At 49.6% G+C, this 21,718-nt stretch carries 17 protein-coding genes; 12 read left to right on the top strand and 5 right to left on the bottom strand.

Annotation, left to right across the window (positions count from 1 at the left end; translation table 11 throughout):
* Positions 1-51: 51 nt before the first annotated feature.
* Both IPF95_00500 and IPF95_00495 read right to left on the bottom strand, forming a co-directional pair.
* On the bottom strand, positions 52-789 hold the full coding sequence (locus IPF95_00500) for a hypothetical protein (protein MBK6473175.1): 738 nt from the start codon (positions 787-789) through the stop codon (positions 52-54).
* Positions 790-1,026: 237 nt separating this feature from the next.
* Positions 1,027-1,623, bottom strand: coding sequence for a hypothetical protein (locus tag IPF95_00495; protein MBK6473174.1), 597 nt, complete (start codon positions 1,621-1,623; stop codon positions 1,027-1,029).
* 235 nt (positions 1,624-1,858) lie between these two features.
* On the opposite strand from IPF95_00495, the gene IPF95_00490 reads away from it, so the two are divergent.
* From IPF95_00490 to IPF95_00445, 10 genes are all read left to right on the top strand, one after another.
* Positions 1,859-2,617 carry a hypothetical protein gene (locus tag IPF95_00490; GenBank protein ID MBK6473173.1) on the top strand — a complete coding sequence of 253 codons (759 nt, stop codon included), beginning with the start codon at positions 1,859-1,861 and terminating at the stop codon, positions 2,615-2,617.
* 391 nt (positions 2,618-3,008) lie between these two features.
* The gene (locus tag IPF95_00485) at positions 3,009-3,467 is read left to right on the top strand and encodes a hypothetical protein (GenBank protein MBK6473172.1); all 459 of its coding nucleotides are present in this window, start codon (positions 3,009-3,011) and stop codon (positions 3,465-3,467) included.
* Between the two features lie 647 nt (positions 3,468-4,114).
* Positions 4,115-4,765, top strand: a complete 651-nt coding sequence (locus IPF95_00480; GenBank protein MBK6473171.1) for a suppressor of fused domain protein — start codon at positions 4,115-4,117, stop codon at positions 4,763-4,765.
* 382 nt (positions 4,766-5,147) lie between these two features.
* Complete coding sequence (locus IPF95_00475; protein ID MBK6473170.1) at positions 5,148-6,080, top strand: T9SS type A sorting domain-containing protein; 933 nt, start codon at positions 5,148-5,150, stop codon at positions 6,078-6,080.
* A gap of 170 nt (positions 6,081-6,250) precedes the next feature.
* Positions 6,251-6,991 (top strand): class I SAM-dependent methyltransferase, encoded by a 741-nt coding sequence (locus IPF95_00470; protein ID MBK6473169.1) that lies wholly within the window; start codon positions 6,251-6,253, stop codon positions 6,989-6,991.
* Positions 6,992-7,165: 174 nt separating this feature from the next.
* A complete protein-coding gene (locus IPF95_00465) occupies positions 7,166-7,732 on the top strand; it encodes a DUF3365 domain-containing protein (GenBank protein ID MBK6473168.1) in 567 nt (188 codons plus the stop codon).
* Between the two features lie 171 nt (positions 7,733-7,903).
* Positions 7,904-9,463, top strand: coding sequence for an aryl-sulfate sulfotransferase (locus tag IPF95_00460; GenBank protein ID MBK6473167.1), 1,560 nt, complete (start codon positions 7,904-7,906; stop codon positions 9,461-9,463).
* 219 nt (positions 9,464-9,682) lie between these two features.
* Complete coding sequence (locus tag IPF95_00455; protein ID MBK6473166.1) at positions 9,683-11,077, top strand: PQQ-dependent sugar dehydrogenase; 1,395 nt, start codon at positions 9,683-9,685, stop codon at positions 11,075-11,077.
* A 146-nt stretch (positions 11,078-11,223) separates the two neighbouring features.
* Entirely contained in the window at positions 11,224-12,456 is a 1,233-nt protein-coding gene (locus IPF95_00450) for a hypothetical protein (GenBank protein ID MBK6473165.1), read from the top strand.
* A gap of 11 nt (positions 12,457-12,467) precedes the next feature.
* Positions 12,468-13,526: a hypothetical protein gene (locus tag IPF95_00445; GenBank protein ID MBK6473164.1), complete on the top strand. Its 1,059-nt coding sequence runs from the start codon at positions 12,468-12,470 to the stop codon at positions 13,524-13,526.
* A 177-nt stretch (positions 13,527-13,703) separates the two neighbouring features.
* Here the strand turns inward: IPF95_00445 and IPF95_00440 are convergent, their stop codons facing one another.
* Positions 13,704-13,910, bottom strand: a complete 207-nt coding sequence (locus IPF95_00440) for a hypothetical protein (GenBank protein ID MBK6473163.1) — start codon at positions 13,908-13,910, stop codon at positions 13,704-13,706.
* Positions 13,911-14,084: 174 nt separating this feature from the next.
* On the opposite strand from IPF95_00440, the gene IPF95_00435 reads away from it, so the two are divergent.
* Complete coding sequence (locus tag IPF95_00435; protein ID MBK6473162.1) at positions 14,085-15,599, top strand: hypothetical protein; 1,515 nt, start codon at positions 14,085-14,087, stop codon at positions 15,597-15,599.
* A 38-nt stretch (positions 15,600-15,637) separates the two neighbouring features.
* Here the strand turns inward: IPF95_00435 and IPF95_00430 are convergent, their stop codons facing one another.
* Both IPF95_00430 and IPF95_00425 read right to left on the bottom strand, forming a co-directional pair.
* A complete protein-coding gene (locus IPF95_00430; GenBank protein ID MBK6473161.1) occupies positions 15,638-17,095 on the bottom strand; it encodes a SusD/RagB family nutrient-binding outer membrane lipoprotein in 1,458 nt (485 codons plus the stop codon).
* Positions 17,095-20,313: a SusC/RagA family TonB-linked outer membrane protein gene (locus IPF95_00425; protein ID MBK6473160.1), complete on the bottom strand. Its 3,219-nt coding sequence runs from the start codon at positions 20,311-20,313 to the stop codon at positions 17,095-17,097. Before IPF95_00425 ends, IPF95_00430 begins: the two co-directional genes overlap by 1 nt.
* A 153-nt stretch (positions 20,314-20,466) precedes the next feature.
* Between IPF95_00425 and IPF95_00420 the strand changes: the two genes are divergently transcribed.
* Positions 20,467-21,702, top strand: coding sequence for a T9SS type A sorting domain-containing protein (locus IPF95_00420; GenBank protein MBK6473159.1), 1,236 nt, complete (start codon positions 20,467-20,469; stop codon positions 21,700-21,702).
* The last annotated feature ends 16 nt before the right edge of the window (positions 21,703-21,718 follow it).

The following is a 21,718-nucleotide window of genomic DNA, read 5'->3' as shown; positions in this document are numbered from 1 at the left end:
TTGCCATGATATGTTGGAATTTAGAATTGCAAGGTATTGCTTCATTCCCATTCAAAGGCTGCGCTTCTCTACCTGCTCATTAACCATCCCTTCGCAGTCATCGATCACGCTGATCATAATGAGCTTGATTCCAAGCTTGAGCTTATCAGTCTCGGTGCAGACCCATTTGAGAGGAGTGTGATTAAGGAAATCTTCCGCTACTCGATGGATCAACGGGATCGGCCTCGGTTCGAATAGCTCCAAGTCCGCGTAGGTCTTACAGCGAATCTCGTGGATGAACTTATTGCGTATTTGAGCGAACGCTCTGAAGCGCTCCTCGCTCCGTGTGCCCATAAGTTTCCTTGAGATCAGGTAGTCGATGTTCTCTTTGAACGTCACATAGAGCGGCTCGGGTGTGTCCTTCCCTATTGTGCGGTTGAGATTCAGATTACGGATCATATTGGCGACGTGCTCGATGTTCAGCGAGGCGTAGAGGATCTCCGAACGGATGTCCATACCGAGTTGCTTCATCGCATCGGTTTTCACGACAGGCATTTGAGGGTCTTGAGCGGTGGTGATTGTCACAGACATATCGGAGACGTATTTACAAACGACGACAAAGAGAACACATTGGGTGAGCTGCTGCAAGAAGAAGTTCAAGCCCGTCGCTGCCGCAGGTATTCCAGCCATCCAAAGCTCTGCCTTCCTGCCGGGCTGGGTCACTTGTGGCGGCGAGTCCAACAGGTCTGTTCGGGGATTATCCATGAAGTTTTCAATCTTCACACCAATGATCTGAGCATCGGTTGTCATTAAAACTTCATACCCTGTGGGTTGCAGGCAGCTCCGAGGTAGTCCCGTGCAACAGTCTGCAGAGTGACGAGAGCTTCCGTACTTGCCTTGACTCTTAGACCTTTGCAGGGTGCCTTTCAAACCTGCGCCGGGTCTCCTTCCGCAAACCTGCGGAATCAGGACCTCTGCATCTTTGGAATGGGTCGATCCACCATTCAGGCGGGTCCTTTAAGAAAGCCACCACTACGGCAAATAATTCTAGTTCTGAAAAAGAGGGATTATTCGATCAACTATCAAATTATTAACAGCAGTTCTCTTTGAGTTAAGAGCTGCTGAGCCAAGTGAATTACTTGGGTCTGTTGTTTTGATCACACTCTGGTTTTCTGGCACGATGAATTCCGCCCAGCATTGTGCCTCGCCCATGTGATAATATTCTACGATGAATTCTAGAACAAAATCAGCACTTTCACGATCGTTCGTGATCTTCCAATATCCCCAAGATCGAAGGTCTCTTATTGCATGAGCTTGTGCATGGTCATCATTTGAATGGACAAATACTGAATTACCCCTTTGTGTCAACGATTGAAAAGATGTATCCTTTTTCGCTTCAATAACACGGGGCGCAAATTCTTCGATCTCGCCGTTCGAAAATTTTATAGAATGGATCTCTGATCTGTCTACAGTATATGTTGGGCCATCAATATTGGAGTATCTCTTATATTGTATTTCATCCTTATTGACCTCTAATACTTTCGCTTCGGTTTGGATGTTTGATCTGTAAATGACGGTGTCCTGAGAAAACGAAGACCACGAAATGGAATAAAGTAAAAATGAAGTTGCAATTGATCTGGTCATTCAGAGGGCTCAAGGATCTACTAAATGTTCGAACGTGAATTTTGGTTCTTGGTCACACAATACTAATGATATTCTTGACCACGTGAGAGTATTCACCCCACAGCCACCAAGTCTGTCAGTTGTTTCCGGACTTGAGCCGGGAATAGCGTACGACCCGCGGCTCTGCGCTATGCCAATTCAGCGGGAAACCTATTTAGTCCGTATCCGTTCAAGTGGCAAACAAAGCTTCGCTACCATGATCGTACGTTCAATGTCCCCGAAGGAAGTTGCCAATGACGCGCGAAAGGATCTGCCCGCCTTGGTGAATAAGTTGAAACCCATGGGTAAGCGCATGGAGCGTGAGCTTAAGATCTCGCCCAAAGGTATCGATCGCCTTGAGCAGGCGATCACGTGGCATTCGCCGCGCGGTAACGACTGGATCCTGGTCTTGGTCCGCACTAAGCGGAGCACCCAAATGGCCGGTCTGGTCCGCTATCACGGTTGCGATGATCGGCTGCGCGCAGTGCGGGTTGATCTGCTCGGTAACAGCATGGATATGTATTTCAGCGCCCACTTCTTCGAGCGCTACCACGAACGGTTCGATAAGGAGAAGGAACCACTAAAGCGCTTATTCAATTTCTTCTCTGTAAACCACACGCCCACCTTACAAGGAGTGAAGGAACTTTCGGACGGTACCACGGAGATCTTCGGGGCCATGTTCCACGGCAATGCGACCGGCATCTGGGACCCGGGTCAGCGCCTCACCTCATTCACCACCTTCCTTGACCAAGGTCTCCTTGGTGCGAGCCAACAAGCATTGGATGAATCGTTGAGCATGATGCGTTATTTCCAGCACTTCTCTCCAGGGCAGCGGCAGCGTATGTACCTGGATGCGGAAGCGGAGATCCTGCGCCAAGCGAAGCAAAGTCCGGAGAAGGCCCAGAAGGACCAACAGGCCTTGGCGCTTCTCCGTCAATGGACACAGACCGGAGCCGGACCTACCCTCAGTTCTTGAGCGGACGTGTAGAGATCTCCAGCAGCTGGAAAATTGATGATCTCACAGTCGTTCCATTTTGTGCAACAAGCTGTTGCACAATTGAGGTGCTTCATTCTTTGACCTGCGTTGACAAAGCGATGGTGTGCACACCGGCAGTGAGGAACGACCTTGCAGTTTTCAGTCATGATCGCAAAATCGTTCTTAGCATGTTCCGTTTTGACCGATCTGTCTTTAGAACAAGAGCGGGTTGTAGCATTGAATCTCTGTTCACAAGCTGACGTGTTCGCATCCGAGGTGGAGATCACGTTTTGCAAAACAGGTATTTCTACTAGTTCTGAGGTCGGTGGCTTGTAGTACTTTGGTATCGTTAGCGGACTTCCCCGTTACACATAAAATCCCACCAAGTACCATGAAAAATTTGCGTTCGTTATCTACTCTACTCGTGCTGAGCACCCTTGGCTTTACCTCGTTCGCGCAAGACGAATCCCCTTACAAGGACGGTTCGGTCTACCGCGTGACGATGGTGCGGACGGAGGCTAATTCCCAAGACGACTATTTCAAACAATTGGATCAGATCTATTATCCCACCATGATGCAAGCCAAGGAGCAGGGCCTGATCAAGTCCTTCAAATTGCTTGCTGGCGATGCGGCCACGAAGGAGGATTTTGACGTGATGATGCTGGTTGAGTTGGAGAACATGGCGGCGTTGGATGAAACACCGGAACGGGAAGCCAAATGGAAGGCCATTCGCGATGCGATGAAGTCGAAAGTTGGTGGCCAGGAAAAGGTGGATGGTCTGCGGGTGGCAATTAGTAGCAAGCGCGATTTTCTTGGCACCAAGTTGATGCGTGAGCAATTACACAGGTAGGCGGATCTATTTGGAACTCATCTTGAAGGGGCCGGTCTGTCATGGGGCGGCCCCTTCTGCGCTCAGGTGGGGTTTGGTACAACGCATGGTTTCCTTATCTGAGCCGGATGTGTGACCACACTGCGATGTATAGCCGAGCTACCCACGCTCACATCTAATTGAACAGCTACAGGATCGGACAACAGCTGTTGGAGAATTGCGGGTTCAGTGGTCGCTCCAATTGTGCAAAAAAAGTTGTACCACGGTCTCTCAAGTGATGCACGGAAGTCTTTGCAATGTTAGCCTTTACCAGCAACGCTATTTCTGCAGGTTCACGTTCCGCATAGGGCGGGTATTATAAGGAAGAGGCTAAGGCAATTTCTACATCGCGCAACAAAATAAATTTCACGAGGTGCTCTAATATGGAGAAACTGCGGGGTCAGAAATGGTACAAATTTGTCTCTGTGATCTATGTTCTTGCTTTGCCAAAGAGGGCCTACCAGCAAGTTGGTGTACGGCGCAATGTATCCAGCATACCCATTCGTGAAACATCCGCGAAGACTTCGGCCGTAAAGCCCATTTTTCAAGGATCGGCTGTCCATTCACGTTCAGCCCAAACGCAATACTTTCGCATCATAACATTCTCATCCTTCACACACCACCAAGCGATGACCCTCGAAGAATACCGCCAGCGCTTCGGCGCTGAAGATGCAGTGGGTTGGCAATGCATTGATGCGCAATTAGCCATGGTTTATGGTGATCGCGCACCTAGGCACTACGCGGCACCGTTGCATTACATCGCCGGTGGTCTTGATCCCTTGGACGGCACCAGCTACTACGATCGTCCAAACGATCCGCCGCACATCCACGTGGTGAGCTATGGATTGAGTGAGTTGTACTACAACGAAGCATCTGCAGGGGAGGAGTTCAGCAAGACCGGTTTCGAGCTCACCTTCCGGATAAAGCGGAACGAGGACGACACGGTGGACCCTACTTGGGTGAGCGTGGTAATGAACAACTTGGCACGCTACGTTCACAAAAGTGGACGGTGGTTCGAAGTGAACCAGTTCGTTCCGGCGGGTGGCCCCTTGTGTACGGACATGGACACGGATATCACGGGATTGGTCTTCGCACTGGATCCAGAATTGGGGCGGATAGATACACCACACGGTGAGGTGAACTTCTTACAAATGGTGGGTATTACCACCGCCGAACTCCAAAAGTTGCAAGCCGATCCAAGCCCTGAGGCGGTGCAGACCTTGATCGAGGAACTGCGCGCACACGATCCCTTATTGGTGACGGATATGGAGCGGCGTTAGGACTTTCGGAGCACGTTCGCATGGCATAGACACAGTGGTCCATCGCAGGGTTTCCTCCCGAGTCTCTGCAAGTTCTCGAACACCGAAGGATGCCCGCTTACCAAAACCGACGCCGGGTCTCCGTTTCGGGACGCTGCGCCGTTAGCACGGAATGGTTTATCGTTCATTAGGGGTCCGCAAGTAATGCCCCTGCCTTGCTTCAGCGTCTCACCAATGCGTTCGCGAACAAAGTGCACATGTAACAAACGTTCTATTGACCAGCTTTTTGAGGCACCCGACCTTTGCCTTAATAATTGCGGCGTAGCATCAGGCCTTTCCGGGAATGTGTTTGTCAGGACAGGGACAGCTATGGCGGAGCTCATTCACCATAAACGACACAATAATGAATCACTTCATCTACTCACTTTCGATGTCCGCTGGTCTAGTACTTTGTGGAACGACTAATGCGCAAACGGTACTTCTTTTCGCGAACGACTTCAGTTCACCGAACCAGGAGATTGTGGGTAACTGCGGACCGGATCTGGATGCCACGTTGGTGAACACCCTTTGGGGCGGCACGGGAACTGGCACCGGTGGCGGCGGTCTATGGGCACAGCAATTCACCGTAGAGACGATCTTGATCAACGGACCGAGCGGACAGTACACCGATACCGAAGCGATTGGTGGCGACTTTTGTGTCAGCATGCTTTCCACGATCAATGATGATAGGGCGGCATTTACGCTCGATTGTGAGCTGTTACCCTTCGTGAATCTTTACATGGATGTTTCATCGATCGATCTGGCCGCATGTGGTGGCCCTTTTGGTTTGGCGCAGCCTTCGTTCCATGTCTCCGTGTACGACACGCCGAGCGGGGTCTTTGATTTCGGTTCACTCGGAGTGCTTCTCGATGAGGATACCTTGTTCGGCGTCGTTCCATCCGGTGATCCCTTCACATTCACTTGGTCTTCGGTTAGTAGTGGTCTATCTGTTGCGGGATCGAGCAATGGTATGATCACCGTCGTACTTGATGTTCTTTCCTCACCCTATATGGCTTTGGACAACATTCAAATTGAAGCATCCGTGATCGCAGCGGGTATTTCAGATCACGACGGTGCGACGTCCACATTGGGGGTGTGGCCGAACCCAACAAAAGGCATACTGAATATCCCCGAGGCGCTGTTGCGCGAGCGTTGGTCGATCATGGATAATATGGGTTCTCCAGTCGCTACAGACCTGCGTGCCGATCAGGGCAAGCTTGACCTGAATTGGCTTGCTCAAGGAATCTACTTGCTGCATTCTGGGAATGGGCGTGCCATACGTTTCATCAAGGAATAGGGTAAGCTTTGTAGCGATCTTTTGATCTGGTGGTCTCCGCAGCGTGTCCCAGATCAACACTGGGTCTGCTTCCGCTGACCTGCAGAGTCGGCGTCTTGATTCTCAAGCAAAGCTGTATTGTGCTGTCAGTCTTGCTATAGTCAATTGCGCTCAGCATTATCTTGGATCGCATGAAAGAGAATTTCTTCTCACCGATCGCTAAGGAGTACGCCCGGTTCAGATCGCGGTATCCAGAGGAATTATTCAAGTGGCTTGCTTCTGTCGCGCCGTCGAATCAATTGGCTTGGGATTGTGCAACTGGTACTGGTCAATCGGCTTCAAGCCTTGTGAATTACTTCGAACGTGTTGTCGCCACGGATATCAGTGATGAGCTTTTGGCACAAGCCGCACTGCATGAACGCATCACCTACCGCAAGGCCGATGCGTTGAATAGCGGCATAGAATCCGCGTCCATTGATCTGATCACTGTGGCTAATGCTATGCACTGGTTCCATGGTCCGGATTTCGAACGGGAAGTACGGCGCGTGCTAAAACCCGGAGGCGTTATTGCGGCATGGAGTTTTGCGTTCGCAAGCATTACACCGGAAGTCGATCGGTTAACACGAAAGATGCACAATGAGATCGTTGATCCGTTCTGGATCGAACCGAACCGCATTGTGGAATACGGATATAAAGACCTGCATTTCCCTTATGCTCTACTTGAAGCTCCGGATATTTCCATGACGAGTTATTTAGATCTAGTTGCGATAGAAGGATACATGCGCACCTGGAGCGCCAGTACGAAGTATCAGGCCAAGAATGGCATGGATCCTGTATCACTAGTACATGATGATCTACTTGCTGCGTGGGGTGACCCATTAAAAGTGCGTGCCGTGAATTGGCAGTTGAATTTGAAAGCGGGACGGGTTTGAAACGTTCGTTCTTTTATCACCGAGTGAAGAACCCGAATGGGAACAGTGATATGTTTTGCGTATTGTGCGAACCTTCGGCTTTTGTCCGTCGGGCTTGAGCGTCAGCACTGTACCTCTTGCTATGCGTTAATGCCGAAATTGGAAACATCATGTTCTCCGCTTTACCTTTAGTCCATGCGACATTGGATGATAAGTTTTGTGTTGGTAGGGTTTGCATCGTGCACGGCAACTGCACCGTTGGATGAGACTGCTGCGCTGGAGAAAGGAAAGCGGATCACTTCAGCTACGTTCCAGGCACTTTCCGCCCGCTTGAGTGCTGCAATGCAAGCCGGCGGACCGGCACGTGCAGTGGAGTATTGCTCGTTGAATGCTTTGCCACTCGTGGATTCGATCTCTGTTGCAGAAGGGGTCCACATCAAGCGTACAAGCGATCGCTTGCGTGCCGTGCATGATTCTCCGGATGCCGATGAGAAGCGCGCGCTCCAAGTCATGCTTGATCAATGGGCACAAGGGAATGCCGGAACCGTTCTGTCGGATGTGCGGATGTTGGGTGATAGCGTAGCATATTACCAACCGATCCTCATCGCTTCACCGACCTGCTTGAAGTGTCATGGAACCGCAGGTCTGGATCTGGATAGCAATGCGTTCGCAGTGATCACCCAGCATTATCCGGAGGATGCTGCAACGGGTTATGCGCTTGGGGAGTTACGAGGGATGTGGAGCATCCGTTGGAAGAACTGAACGGTTCTTGCTTCGCAACACTGGTCAATACCGTGCAAACTTGATACGTTGTGATGGATCCTTATGTAGTGTCCGGTTCAACATTGAAGTCCTTTGTAGAGGATACGATCCGTGTATAGTGGTACAAAGGATCGGAACCACTTTCGTAGTATTGTAGAATAGTAAGTAAAAATGAGACTCCCCATCACCCTACTATCCTACTTCGCTTTTCTGACAGCGTTTGCACAGATCCCACCCTATGTTGCCGAGGATTTCGGTGAAGTTGAACAGGGTTATTATTTCATGACCCCGAACTATTTCCAGGGTGCGAGCAACGACCTAAGTGAAGCTGTTATACTGGATGGGAGAGGCAATGTTGTCTTTCATCAACCGGTACCTTACGTGTCCGATTTTCGGGTTTGGCCAAATGGTAGAATGAGTTATGCTGCACGCGGTAAGCATGTTCTGCTAGATGGTGGATTCATGTTGGTGGATTCCGTTTCCTGCGCGAACGGGGTAACGAATGATCTGCACGAACTGAGGATATTGGCCAACGGTAATTATTTGGTTCTGGGTTCAGAGGAGATCACAATGGATCTTAGTGGTTATACCTGCTTCCAGAATGGCACTGCTGCAGGAAGCCCAACAGCCATTGTGGAAGCAGCGGTGATCCAGGAATTGAATGCTGCACAGGATCTTGTTTGGGAATGGCACGCCATTGACCATTTTGATTTTCTCGATGTGGATACAACACGATTGAATAATCCCAATAATGTCGACTGGACACATTCCAATGCATTGGAATTGGATACGGATGGAAATGTGCTTTTGTCATCAAGACATTTCAATGAGATCACCAAGATCGATCGGAATACCGGTGAAGTCATTTGGCGTTTAGGAGGTGTGCAGAATGATTTTGGCTTTGGTAGCGACCCCGGTTTTTTTCTTCAGCACGATATCCGCAGGTTACCGAATGGCAACATCACGCTCTTCGATAACAGCAAGGCAACAGAGCATCCCGGTCGCGCAGTGGAATATGTGTTGAACGAGATCGACTTCACGGCAACAGCAGTATGGTCGCGCGCCTTCGGTCCCGGTACGTACAGCAGAGCGATGGGTAGTGTTCAACGGTTGAGCAACGGTAACACCTTGGTCGGTTGGGGTGCGCTTACGCCGAACAATCGGATGTTCACGATCTATGGGCCGGACAGTAGTCTAGTAAGTGAACTCTATTTTCCGGATACCTTGGTGTCGTATCGCGCATTCTTTTTTGATGAGCTACCATTCAGTATCGATCGTCCGGAAATAACATGTACACAGATCGGTAATTCCTATGAATTGAGTGCGACACCATTCGCTAGTTCCTATCTGTGGAGTACTGGTGAAACGAGCCAGGCCATTACGGTAGCACAGTATGATACGGTCCATGTAGAAATTCCGATCGGATCAGGAGGCTACCTCCGCTCGTCACCTTTTGTTCCGAATGGTGATTGTGGTATAAGTGGTGTCGAGGAGCTGCAAGATGGATCGCTGATCGTCGTTTATCCAGATCCGGCGAGTGACTTCGTGAATGTTCGGACCCCGAATATTGGTAGTGTCCATTCCATCGAATTAACGGATGCTCAGGGGCATGTGCTTTGGTCAAGAACAACAACGGAACGCGAAACCACCATCGACCTTACATCCTTACCGAACGGGTTATACTTGGTTCGGGTGAATAATACGGTGCGTGCACTCGTGAAAAGTGAGTGATGGGGTTCAGGCGTTTCGGGTCCGCAGTTCGTGGCAATGATCACCTGACCTTACCCTCGTTCTCCCACCATCAGCCTCGTTAGTATGCCAGTTAGGTCATTACGGCGTTGCGGAGGTGCAATGTCCTCGAGGACGAAGGAGCCTTTAGCGATTGAAGTGGCGAGCCAGATGCGATGGTCAGTAAGTGCAGCAAGAGTTCCGATAGCGTAGTTTCGCAACATGGAACGTATAGCACGGATCTTCATTTTTTGTATTTCTTTTTCCTGGGCTTTTGGATCGACCTCTGCACAGACCAGTTTCATGGTGGGCAGTACGGAGGTTTCCGTGAATGTGATGGCGAGTGACCTTGTTGTGCCGTGGGATCTTGTACTGGGTCCTGATGGATTTATTTGGTTCACTCAAGTGGGTGGCGAAGTGTACCGCATGGATCCGGCTAACGGAGCATTGCAACTTGTATATACCGAAACGGATGTAGTTGAATTCGGTTATTCCGCAGGGATGCACAGCATGGCATTCCACCCGGACTTTGCAAATGAGCCTTACGTGTATCTGCATTACACCAATAGCACCTCCACCTCGGTGATCAGGCGTTATCTATACGATGACGTGGATCATACGATGACAGAGACCGGTGGTCATTTATTGAGCATGCCCATTGCGGCTGGTGCATCGCACAATGGTTCGCGAATTATCATCGATAGTTCGGGCATGTTCTTGATCTGTCTGGGTGAGACGATCAACGCCAGTGCGAGTGCACAGGATCCGAATACTTCGCACGGTAAGATCCTACGGTTCACACCGGATGGAAGTATTCCAGCAGATAATCCGGTTGCGGGTTCTTATGTCTACAATTGGGGCCATCGTAATCCACAAGGAATGGTGCTTGCTCCGAACGGGATCATCTACAATGCAGCACATGGTCAGAACAATGATGATGAAGTGAACATTGTTTTACCGAACCGCAATAACGGCTGGCCAACGGTGCTAGGTCTATGCAACACACCAACTGAAGTGAGCTACTGTACAGCGAACAATGTCGTGGAGCCGATCCATGAGTTCACAACGGAAGTGGTTGCACCATGTGGCATGGACTATTTCGATCACCCAAGCATACCCGGGTGGCAGAATTCATTGTTGGTAGCGACCCTTCGCGGAAAGGAGATCCGGCAATTGCAATTGAACCTTGCAGGTGATGCGGTCCTGGAGGATAATACATTCCTGAGCCAGGAATTCGGTCGCTTTCGTGATGTACTGGTGCATCCCGATGGTCGTATATTCCTATGCACCAGCAATCGTGATTATATCGGTGTACCCATCGCTGCGGATGATCGTATTCTGGTCCTGCAAGGAAATGGGGGAAGCACCGGAGTAACGGGTCCTGAAGATCAGGAGATCCACATTTACCCGAATCCAACGAATGCCATTCTGCACATTGATCGTACGGTCCCAGTTGCAGAATTGAGCGTTCATGCATTGGATGGGTCTTGTGTATTGGAGCCGGTTCTGAATACGGATCAGCTGGATATCTCTAGTTTGACAACCGGCCTTTACCTGGTGCTTATCCGAACCAAGGATGGGAGACTTTCCCGAATGAAAGTGATGCTGCATCGTTAACCTTTTCCGGTTGATAATGGCTGCCTGTGATCGTATATGTGTTTCATGTTCCCGTAACCACCAATGTTCGGGCTTTTGTTCGTTCCGGTCTTTGCATAATAGGAATAGGGGTATACCTTCGCAGCCAACAATCCATCTAAGATCGAATGAAACAAGTTACTCTCGTTCTCGCTTTGGCCCTATCGGCTCCAACGTTTGCTATGGACCGTATCGTGGAGGAGTTCGGTCAAGCACCGGCTTATCCGAATATTGCCTCCGCCGTTGCGGCTTCTGTTGATGGGGATCGGATCATTATAAAGAACAGGGCCGGTAACATACCGTGGATCGAGAATATCGCAATAAACAAGAGCTTGGAATTCTTGAGCTTCGCCAACGATGATTTTTTCTACGTCCAAGGCAATTATACCGTTACTGGTGCCACCGATCGCGTGGTCAACATTGTTAGCATGCGCAATACCTCCGGTAGTATTATTTTCGGATCCGGAGGAGGGGTAAGGGCTACCACGGTGCGTATCATGGACTCCTATTTCGTGAACGGTATCATTGATATGGAGGACAATAACGTTCAAGCGGATATTGTTGGGTGTACGTTGATCAACGGTTCGGTTTCCATCAACTACGGTAACGTCGTCGGTTGTGTGATCGATGCTTCCCAGACCACGGACGAAGGGATAAGCATAACGGGCACGGCTTCGGGATTTCCGTTGGATACGTGCGCGATCGTAGGAAATAAGGTCAAAGGTCCTCTGTCGTATGAAGGGATATTCTCATCCAGCGAAAGCCAAGTGCTGCATATCCGTAACAATTTCATTGAACATGGTTGGATGGGTATCGAGATCTATGATGGAAATAATGCATCCGTACAGAACTTGATCTGGAACAATACGATCATTGCGTACACAGGTAATTCAACGACCTATGGCATTAGCTTGGCGAATACGAATGCCGGAAGCATATGGGAGGTGATGAACAATGCGGTCACGCGCACATGGACCGGAACCAGTAGGGGTATCAACAAGGACAGTGGCAACCTAGGACAGATCAATGTCTACTTCAATCACGTCACCATTGGGATGAGCTTTCCTATTTCGACCGGTTTCACATTCGAATCGAATAACACGGTGGATCAACCGATCACCTTGAATGCGGATGGAACATTTGCTAGTGCAACCGCATGCATCGATGGAGGAAATCCGGCACCGATCTTCAGTGATCTGGACCTTTCCACAGGTGATGCTGGTACATACGGAGGTTCGTACACCTTGGTGAATTTCCATCCGTTGCACACCGGTGCTGCGCGCATCTACCTCACCGGGCATCCATTCAATATTCGTTCAGGTGCAACGCTTCGCGTGAAAGGCGTAGCATACGATCGTTGATCCACTACATTATGCAGATCAGAACACTACTTTTTTCTATTGCCTTGATGGTGTGCGCATACGCCAATGCGCAGACCGGTCTATTGGAGTCCGAGTATTTCTGGGGTGCGGATCCCGGACAAGGAAACGGAAACGCCATGGTTGCAGTGGATGGTAGTTATGATGAAGCGTTGGAATCAGTACTAGCACAGACCACGACATTGCCCTCTTCCGGAATTCATTCGTTCTCGATCCGTGTTAAGGATGCTGACGGGAATTGGGGAAGTCCGTTCAGTACGGTCATTGAGATCCTGCCTGGAACAGTTGCGTTCCCGGATATCCAAGTAAGTGAAGGAGAGTATTTCTGGGATGCGGATCCAGGCACAGGGAGCGGTACACCTATGTTCGCGCTGGATGGAAATTTTGATGCAACGATAGAGGCTATCGGTGCGAACATTTCTCAGTTACCATCTGTAGGCGTACACGTATTGAACATGCGCATGCGCGACGTGAACAACAATTGGGGGCCATTGTTCCGAGTTGCCGTTGAAGTGCTGCCTAATGTGGTGAACTTCCCGGATATCCATGTTGCGGGTGCGGAATATTGGTTCAACATAGATCCAGGAGCGGGCTCCGCAATGCCCATGATTGCCAGTGATGGCAATTTCGATGGTGCGTTCGAAATGATCAAAGGAGGTAACATTCCGGTACCTGTAAGTGAAGGTGTGAACGTGCTTTGGATGCGTGCGCGAGACGATAATGGCGGTTGGGGAGATGCATTCGGGATCGTAGTGAATGTCGATACCACATTGGCTGGTACAGTTGGCATACCGGAGCCGGTGATCGTTAGCACGATACGTGTTGGTCCTAATCCAACTGATGCAAGTACAGGCTTCTACGTGGAGCTATCCGATGGAACAGCGCAAATGCATATTCGAATGCTTGATACGAAAGGCCGTGTCGTATTCGAGCGTCGATATAACGAAAGTACACGAGTGGAAGTCCCAACTGACGGACTAGCGACCGGCATCTATCCGGTCGGTATTCAGATCGGTGATACCGTTACTTGGCACTCAGTGGTTGTACGCTGAACCGCCTCGATCATCTCACCAGACCATGGTGTGGAGATCATTGATCCCGTGACCAACGGCCATTTTGTTGGCAGCGTTCAGACCAAGGTCGGTTGTAGGGTACGCGAGTCTCACAGGTATACGGCGTACATCAACGACTTGCCCTTGCGTATCGCGTAGCACCGGGTTTCCTAGTCGTCATGGGCTATGGAGATCGACGGCATCATAAGATCTGCGGATCGCATCGATCCATCCGAGACAAAGCCCTACTTCCACAGCATATTTTACTGTTGTTGAACCGCTATTCTTCTTTCCGATCCGCGCCCGAATACCAGTGCTGTTGTCATGGTACTTCGAGTGCCCTTGACGCGATCCATTTGAATGAAGGAACATGTATACTTCCATTCTAGGATAGGGTCGGTGCTTGGCCTTGGAAGTATAGATCGTGTTCGGGTGTGAATAATTGCCGTCACCATTCAGTTATTGCAAGCGTTGTTGTGACGGATATCAAGCGCACTACTAACGAGCCGTACTATTCACGAACTTGCGCCTATCGGATCGCAGAATACATTGTCTCCAGTGAAGCAACGGCATGACCGACTTGCTTTGATATGCCTCATTATCGCACTTTGTTTTTTGGTATTGGACCGCTGGGTCATGTTGGACCAATTCGGTTTTCGGTATGTTGACGATGACCAGTCCATAATGTGGTATGGTGCCGTGGAAATGTCGCAAGGTCGTTTCCATGAACCTTGCTTTTATGGCCAGAATTATAACACCATGTTAGAAGGGTTTGTGGCGATCCCGCTATTGTGGTCGGGTATACCCCCAAATATTGCATTGCCGATAATTTCAAGCGCATTCGCATTGTTCCCCTTCCTGTTACTGGGGTTGCTACTGTATAGAGAACGCGCTTACTTTATTGCGTGTACAGTACTCGTCCTTCCCATAACCATGTCACCTGAATTCGGGATGATCTCCTCCATGCCTCGCGGATTCGTTACGGGTGTTTTTCTTGCTTCATTAACCGTGCTTCCGTTGTTCTCGAAGCGTAGTATTTTTCTGTTGCTTACCCCCTTCTTCGCCATACTAGCGCTTTTTGCTAACCCGAATGCTGTGATCGTTCTCTTCCCAGTTGGTCTTTTGATATTGCTGAACTATTATGCCGACCGGAGACTATATCTGCTGGGAATTGCTGGGGCGATACCGGCTGCGGTACTCTATTATTTGGGATCCCATTATTATGACCTGCACCCGCGCAACGTAGTACATGGTGCCTGGGACCTTGGCTACTCCGTTTCACGGATACGCTGGGCCAGCCTTAGGTATTTTGATGAACTAAGCCCAGTGCTTTGGGGCAAAGGTGTGTTCGTCCTGCTTCTGCTCATTTTAATGGCAACAGTGTTTTGGGCCAGGAAGCAATGGAAGCCTGCCATAGCATTAACGCTCGGTATCGTATTCATTATCGTCTCATGCGGGTTCTACAAGGTAAATGATGGTATCCCTAGTGTTTTTTATCCATGGGCCAGAATGTTTCTTGCGATCCCATTTTTAATTGCGTTGTTCCTGTCCCAGTTCAAAATGACCTTGCCAGGACGGTCAATTGTCGTACTACCCATAATTGCTATCGGATTTTTTGGTTTCAAGAGCGTTGAGCTCTCAGTAGTTATGGAAAGACAGCTTGCTCTACAGCGGGAGAAAAGGATCGAGGTTGTTGCAGTATCCGAGTTTAAGGAACATTGCGAAAAAGTAGCACAAAGTGCACATAGTGTTAATGCTGAACTAGTGGTTGTCAGTCATGGTCTACATAAGCATTTATCGACGTACGGGTGCTCATGCTTGATCGCGGATTTCCCAAGAATAATTGAACCGGAACTTGATCGCCGCACATGGTTGCTCAAGGAATCGGCGACAAGAGTGATCCCAAGAGTGCTCTTCTTAGTACCTGGTATGATCAGGTCTTTGGATCCAACTACGCAGATAGCGCCATTTGAGATCGTATCGCAAGAGCCGTTTCTTGTTCTACTAACTGGAAATACACTTCGCACCGATTCACTGGTTGCGAAACTTGGATTTGGAATGCGGCCTTACTGATCTATCTTCTTCAGCAAAAGTAAAGTGGAAATTCCCCCTCAATCATCCCACCAGACCTTCGTGAAAAAATCATTGATCCCGTGTCCGACGGCTGTCACGTTCGCAGCGTTCAAACTCAGTTCGGTTGCAGGGTATGCGAGTCTTACAGGTACACGGCTTACATCAACGAGTTGCTCTTGCGCATCGCGTAACACCGGGTAACCGGTCCGCCGCCATTCGCTGTAGAGTTCAATAGCATCCACGTACACGAAGGTCTTCCATTTCTGTTGAATGATGTGCTCGAATGTTCCGTTGAATTGTCCCGGTCCGTTGAGGTAGGTGTCGATGTCGGCTTGCGGAATTGCGAGCTGATCCATGTGCGCTTGTATACCAAGGTCGTAATACGATTCCGGGGTCATGTTCCCTCCGTATCCTTTCAGTGCAGCTTCTGCCAGTAGAAAGCAAGTTTCCGAATAGCTCATCGTTACGCCTTCAATATCAGCATTCAGAAAATAGTCGCCGATGTAGGAAGTTGTGAACGTGTTCAGTTCGTTCGGGTCGATATCGCTTGAGAGCAAGAAGCTAGGAACGCCAACATATTGGAACGTACCGAACACAACACTTTGCGGTGAATATTCTGCGTAACGTGTGATCCGTGGGTCGCTATCAGTGGTGAATTGTTCCACCAGAAATGTACTTGGGTTGTACATCCCTTGCGCAGTATTGTCCAGCTCGTAGAATGGGTTTCGTGCATTGCTACTGTGTGGGAATCGCGCCGATCCTTGGTTCGATTGGATGAAGCGGTTCTCCGTCGTCAATTGCTGGATCACAGGTAACGCGATAGTGGGCACTTTGTCTGATATCCGTAGTGCTAACCGTAGCGTAAGCGAGTTCGCGAAGCGGATCCATTTGTCCACGTCTCCGTGATAGATCCAGTCCTGCGCACCTACATCCGGTCTTGACTGATCGAACCCTGAAACCGCCGAACGTAGTTCGTTGATCAGGTCTTGGTACACGATACTTTGCGGATCGTATTCAGGGCTTAGGTCCGGTGTATTCTCAGCGTTGATCGTGTTGTGCGCAGCGGTGTAAGGAATGTTGTCCCAGAGGTCCGTCAAACGATGATAGATGTACGCACGATAGATCCGGTAGGTATTGTATTTGTTCACGTTGATAGGGTCATCTTTGGTCAACCGCATCGCTTCTTCAATGTTGCCAAGCACATCGGCATACATCAAGCTCCACGTATTATTGATCGCATCGCCGCTCATGAAATATTCATTGCCTGCGGAAGATGTCCCATTGATGCTGGCTTGCACTTGCATCCAATTGTTGAGGCCCCAGATCTCTGTTCGTACGCCGTTCAAATAATCGGTGTGGTACCTGAACTGTGCATAAGCGAACAGGGCGTTGGGATCAACCGTTGTGGTAACATTCGGGTTCTGGTTCAATTCCTCAAATCCTTTTCTGCATGAGGAAGACGCGAGGCATAGGAAGAGCAGTGTGATGATCCTCATTAGAGATCTACTTTAAGGTTGAAGCCCACGCTACGTGTTATGGGATAGGTCGCATATTCCACACCTTGTCCGTTACCGTTGGTATAGGATGCTTCCGGATCGATATTCGGAACGTTGCTGTGGATCAACCAGAGGTTCCTTCCGCTAATGGTGATCTCAACGTTCCTGATCTTCTTGCCGAAAGCCTCTTTGTTGAAGCGATAGGTCAGTCCGATCTCTCTGAGTTTTACATAGCTGGCGTCGTACACGAATGGCTCGTGAATTTCATTTCCCCACACGGCATATTGGCTCCAATAAACTTGCGGGTCAATAGTACGTTCAACGGTCTGCCCGCCTACGTCCTGCCCGTTCACTACTGTGCCAGGCGCATAAACACCCGTGACCGAGTAGCCTCCTGTAGGGGTCCAGTTCTCTACATAATTTCCACTACCGTCCAACCCGTTCGCCGCAACACCGGCTGCAACACGGGCTGCCTCGGAAGCATACCATTCATCACGTCCTTCCAACGTGGCAACGGCATTACCTGAATAACCGTGCATGTACATGTTCGTCGCGGAATAGATGTCGCCCCCTTTTTGGATGTCGATCAGAAATGAGAAGATCCAATTCTTGTATTGGAGTCCGTTGGTGATCCCCATCCGCCAGTCCGGGTTGATGTCTCCGAGGAGGATCTGTTCTTCAGTACGAACGAACGTCCCATCGCCATTCATTAACGCATTCCCATCCGCATCGCGTTGGATACCGTAACCGAAAATAGAGCCGTAGGGTAGGCCTGGCGTGGCCGTAACGTTCACACGCCATTGATCGCCGAGGATCTCACGTTGTCCGCTGCTGTTCAAACTGACTACCAAGTTGTTGTTCTTGGTGAAGTTTATCGTGTTCGTCCATTTAAAATTCTTCGACTGAACTGGTATCGTGGTCAGCAATAACTCAATTCCTTTATTCCGGATCTCGCCTGCATTGACCACAGCCGTAGTGTATCCACTAGCGGCGGAGACCGATGATGTAAGGATCTGGTTCGTGGTGGTGGCATGGTAGTAGGTGAAATCCAACGCAACGCGATCCAAGAAAAAGCGAAGGTCCATACCGATCTCATAGCTGCGTTTCTTTTCCGGCTTTAGATCAACTAGTGGGAAGGGGTTCCGAATGTGTGAAAGGGCGACGCCATCTACTGTCGTAAGTGAATCGTATCCGATCTGCAATTGATACGGATCAGCATCCTTTCCGACTTGTGCGATGGACGCTCTAAGTTTTCCGAAGGTGATGAACCTGGGGAGCTTTGTCGCATGTTCCGAGAACACGTAGGATGCACTGGCCGAAGGATAGAAATACGAGTTGTTCTCTTTCGGCAACGTAGAGGTCCAATCGTTCCTGCCGGTCATATCGAAATAGAGGTAGTTCTTGTAAGCGACTTGTACAGAGCCATATGTTGAATTGATCCTGCGTTCGTAAAGAAAACTTCGATCCGTGCGGTTCGCAGGAGCGACGTTCTCCAATTCATAGACGCCATGTTCAATGAGGTTGCGACCGCTTTGCGAATGGATCTTCCGACGCTGATACATGGTATTCCCGCCAAGGTTCCCTGAGATCTCCCAATTGGTTCTCAGTTTTTTTTTCGCACTGATCAAGTAGTCTGCATTCACTTCCAGAAAGTCGATGGTCTCGTCGCTGAACTCTCCATTCGGTGAGGTGAATGAGCGCGAAGCAATACGGTTATGCCGGTTTTCATTGAAGTTGTCCATGCCTATGCGCCCCATGATTGAAAGCCATTCCTTGGTCTGGTGGTTCAGCGAGAGGTTTCCGATGTAGCGCTTCCGTTGATCTTGATTGACGTTACGTTCCACCGTGAAGAACGGATTGCCGATCCAACCCCAATTGGTATACCAGACCTGTTCATTCTCGCTACTGTCCTCATAGTTCATCATCGACTCAGTAGAAACATTACGTGGCATCATGATGATATTGCGTGCCGCGTTGTGGCCGTTACTTTGGTTCACCCGATTGTATGCGCGCTGGTCCGCATACGTGAATTTAGCGGCATACTCTAATTTCTTCGTGATGTGACCGGTGTTTGACAGGTTCAAATTGTTCCGCTTGAACGTACTCGTTGGTGTGATCCCTTTGTTCCGGAGATCGGTGAATGAAATGCGTATCGGAAATTTTCCTCCGTGACTTGCAGAGAAGCTGTTCGTAAGCGTGTATCCCGTTCGGAAGTACTTCTTGTAGTTGTCGGGTTGGTGCGAAAACGTGGTTGTGTCTCCATTCCAATCGATATACCTCTGCCCCAACATTTCGGGTCCCCAACTTCCGGCATACGTTGGGAGCGATGGTCGATCGGTCTCAAAGAAGGGGATGCCTTCTGGCGTGTATTTGAATTTACCTCCAGTACCCGCGCCATATTTGTTCTGGAATTTGTTCAGGATATACGCGGACTCCACAGAGGTCGTACTATTCATTCCGGACTTCCATCCCTTCGTGCCAGCCGCCGTTTTTGTGGTGATCACGATGACGCCGTTCAATGCTCGGCTGCCGTACAACGCAGCGGCGCTCGGTCCTTTCAACACGATAAGACTTTCGATATCGTCCGGGTTCACATCGGAAATAGGGCTTCCGAAATCGATGCCACCCCAAGTACCACCGGTACCGATCGTGGTGTTGTCCATGGGAATACCATCGATCACCACCAAGGGTTGATTATTGTTCGTAACAGAACTGTTCCCTCTGATCAATATTCTGCTCGAAGCCTCTGGCCCTCCAGAGGTTTTCGTGATCTGCACACCGGCAATTTTGCCTTGCATGCTGTTCACCACGTTCGGGTCGCGGATCACCGTAGCGGTCTTTACATCCATCTTTCCCACAGCGAATCCAAGTGACTTTTCCTCACGAGAGATCCCGAGTGCGGTAACCACCATTTCATTCAATTGGGTAGAACTGGGAGTCATCGAGATCACCATGTCGACCTGACCGTTCACTGCTATGACCTGATCGCTATATCCGATGAATCTCACCAATAAGCTATCTGTTGTGAGCACATTCAACGAAAAATTTCCATCGCCATCAGCGGCAACACTTGCATTGGAACTGCGCACTGCAACCGAGGCGCCGGGGAGCCCTAAGCCATCCGTCTTGTCCACTACCTTGCCCTTAAACACATACGCTTGCCCCTGACCATAAAGCCCCGAGACGATAGCAATGAGAAAGAGTAGAGTTCTGATCATGAAGATCGCCAGCAGTATAGGTGCCTGCAAAACAAGCGAATCTATGTTTGCCGTAGATGACTAGTTGTCCTGGTTCAGAAATTCACATTCACGGTCGGGTCATCCACAACAGAAGAAGTCATATAACTTAGCGCTCATCCGTTATCGAACGAAATGAGAATACTTTTTACGCTGCTGTTGGTAAACCACCTACTTCTGCTCAATGCACAGGTTACTGTCACTGGGTTCGATGGTGATACGCATGTGGGTGGTAGTACACTTACCAGGACGGTGGAGTTCCCGAGTGACCTTTCCAATGTTTCGAGCATTATAATGCACATCTCATTGAGCTGCCCGCCGGGCGGTTGTGATCCGTGGGATCGCTTCGCGCAATTATCCGTCATGTCGGATGCGGGCGATCTGATCGAGATCGGTCGATATGCTACGCCGTATGCGCTTTCGACGTGTAGTTGGACACTGGATGTAACGGACTACCGGAACTATTTGACCGGATCCACGGAATTGATCTCGCACATCGAGACCTATCAGAACGGTTGGAACATACACACCTCGTTCGAATTCATTGAGGGGACTCCGGAATTCGAGTATGTCGAAGTGACGCAGTTCTTTCAGGACAATCAGTTCACGTATGGAGATACGTTATTCTACAGTATCAATTTGCCGGACCATGATCAATTGATCCCGATCAATGCAGAGGAGGTTGTATTCCGAGTGATCAACACGGGTCACGGTCAGGGCAATACCGAGAATGCTGCGGAATTTTCACAGAAGACCCATCAGATCCATATCAACGGCCAACAAGAGTTCGAGCAATTCCTGTGGAAGCCTGATTGTGCGCAGAACCCGTGTGCGAACCAAGCGGGTACTTGGCAATATCCCAGGGCTGGTTGGTGTCCTGGCCAAGCGGTGGAGCCTTGGGATTACGACATAACGTCGCTGACTACACCCGGTTCCTCGGTGAATGTGGATTATGTGCTGGAGCCTTTCTATAATCTCTGTAGCCCATGGAACATCGATTGTGTACCGGGCAATTGCATCAATGGGAATTGTACCTATGATAGTAATGGACACACCACACCGATCTACAAAGTCACGTTACAGATGCTTATCAAGAGCAGTACACCTGTAGGTATTCCTGAGGAATTGGTTGTACTACGCAATGTTTCGATCTTTCCGATACCGAGTGAAGGCCTCTTGAACATAACCTTGAAGGAAAGCGCCAATGTTGATCTAGCAGTACTGGATATCACAGGAAAAGTGCTGCTGCAAGAACGGATGAATGGAGTTGCTACACTATTGGATCTAAGCGATAAGCGATCCGGTGTCTATGTGCTTCAACTCACTACAGAACAAGGAACGCATTTCGAGCGATTCGTAATAAACCATTGATAACCATACCGGTCCA

The sequence above is a fragment of the Flavobacteriales bacterium genome (assembly GCA_016704485.1).
Taxonomy (GTDB): domain Bacteria; phylum Bacteroidota; class Bacteroidia; order Flavobacteriales_F; family PHOS-HE28; genus PHOS-HE28.
Note: the sequence above shows the minus strand (reverse complement) of the source record. Positions and strands in the feature narration are given on the sequence as shown.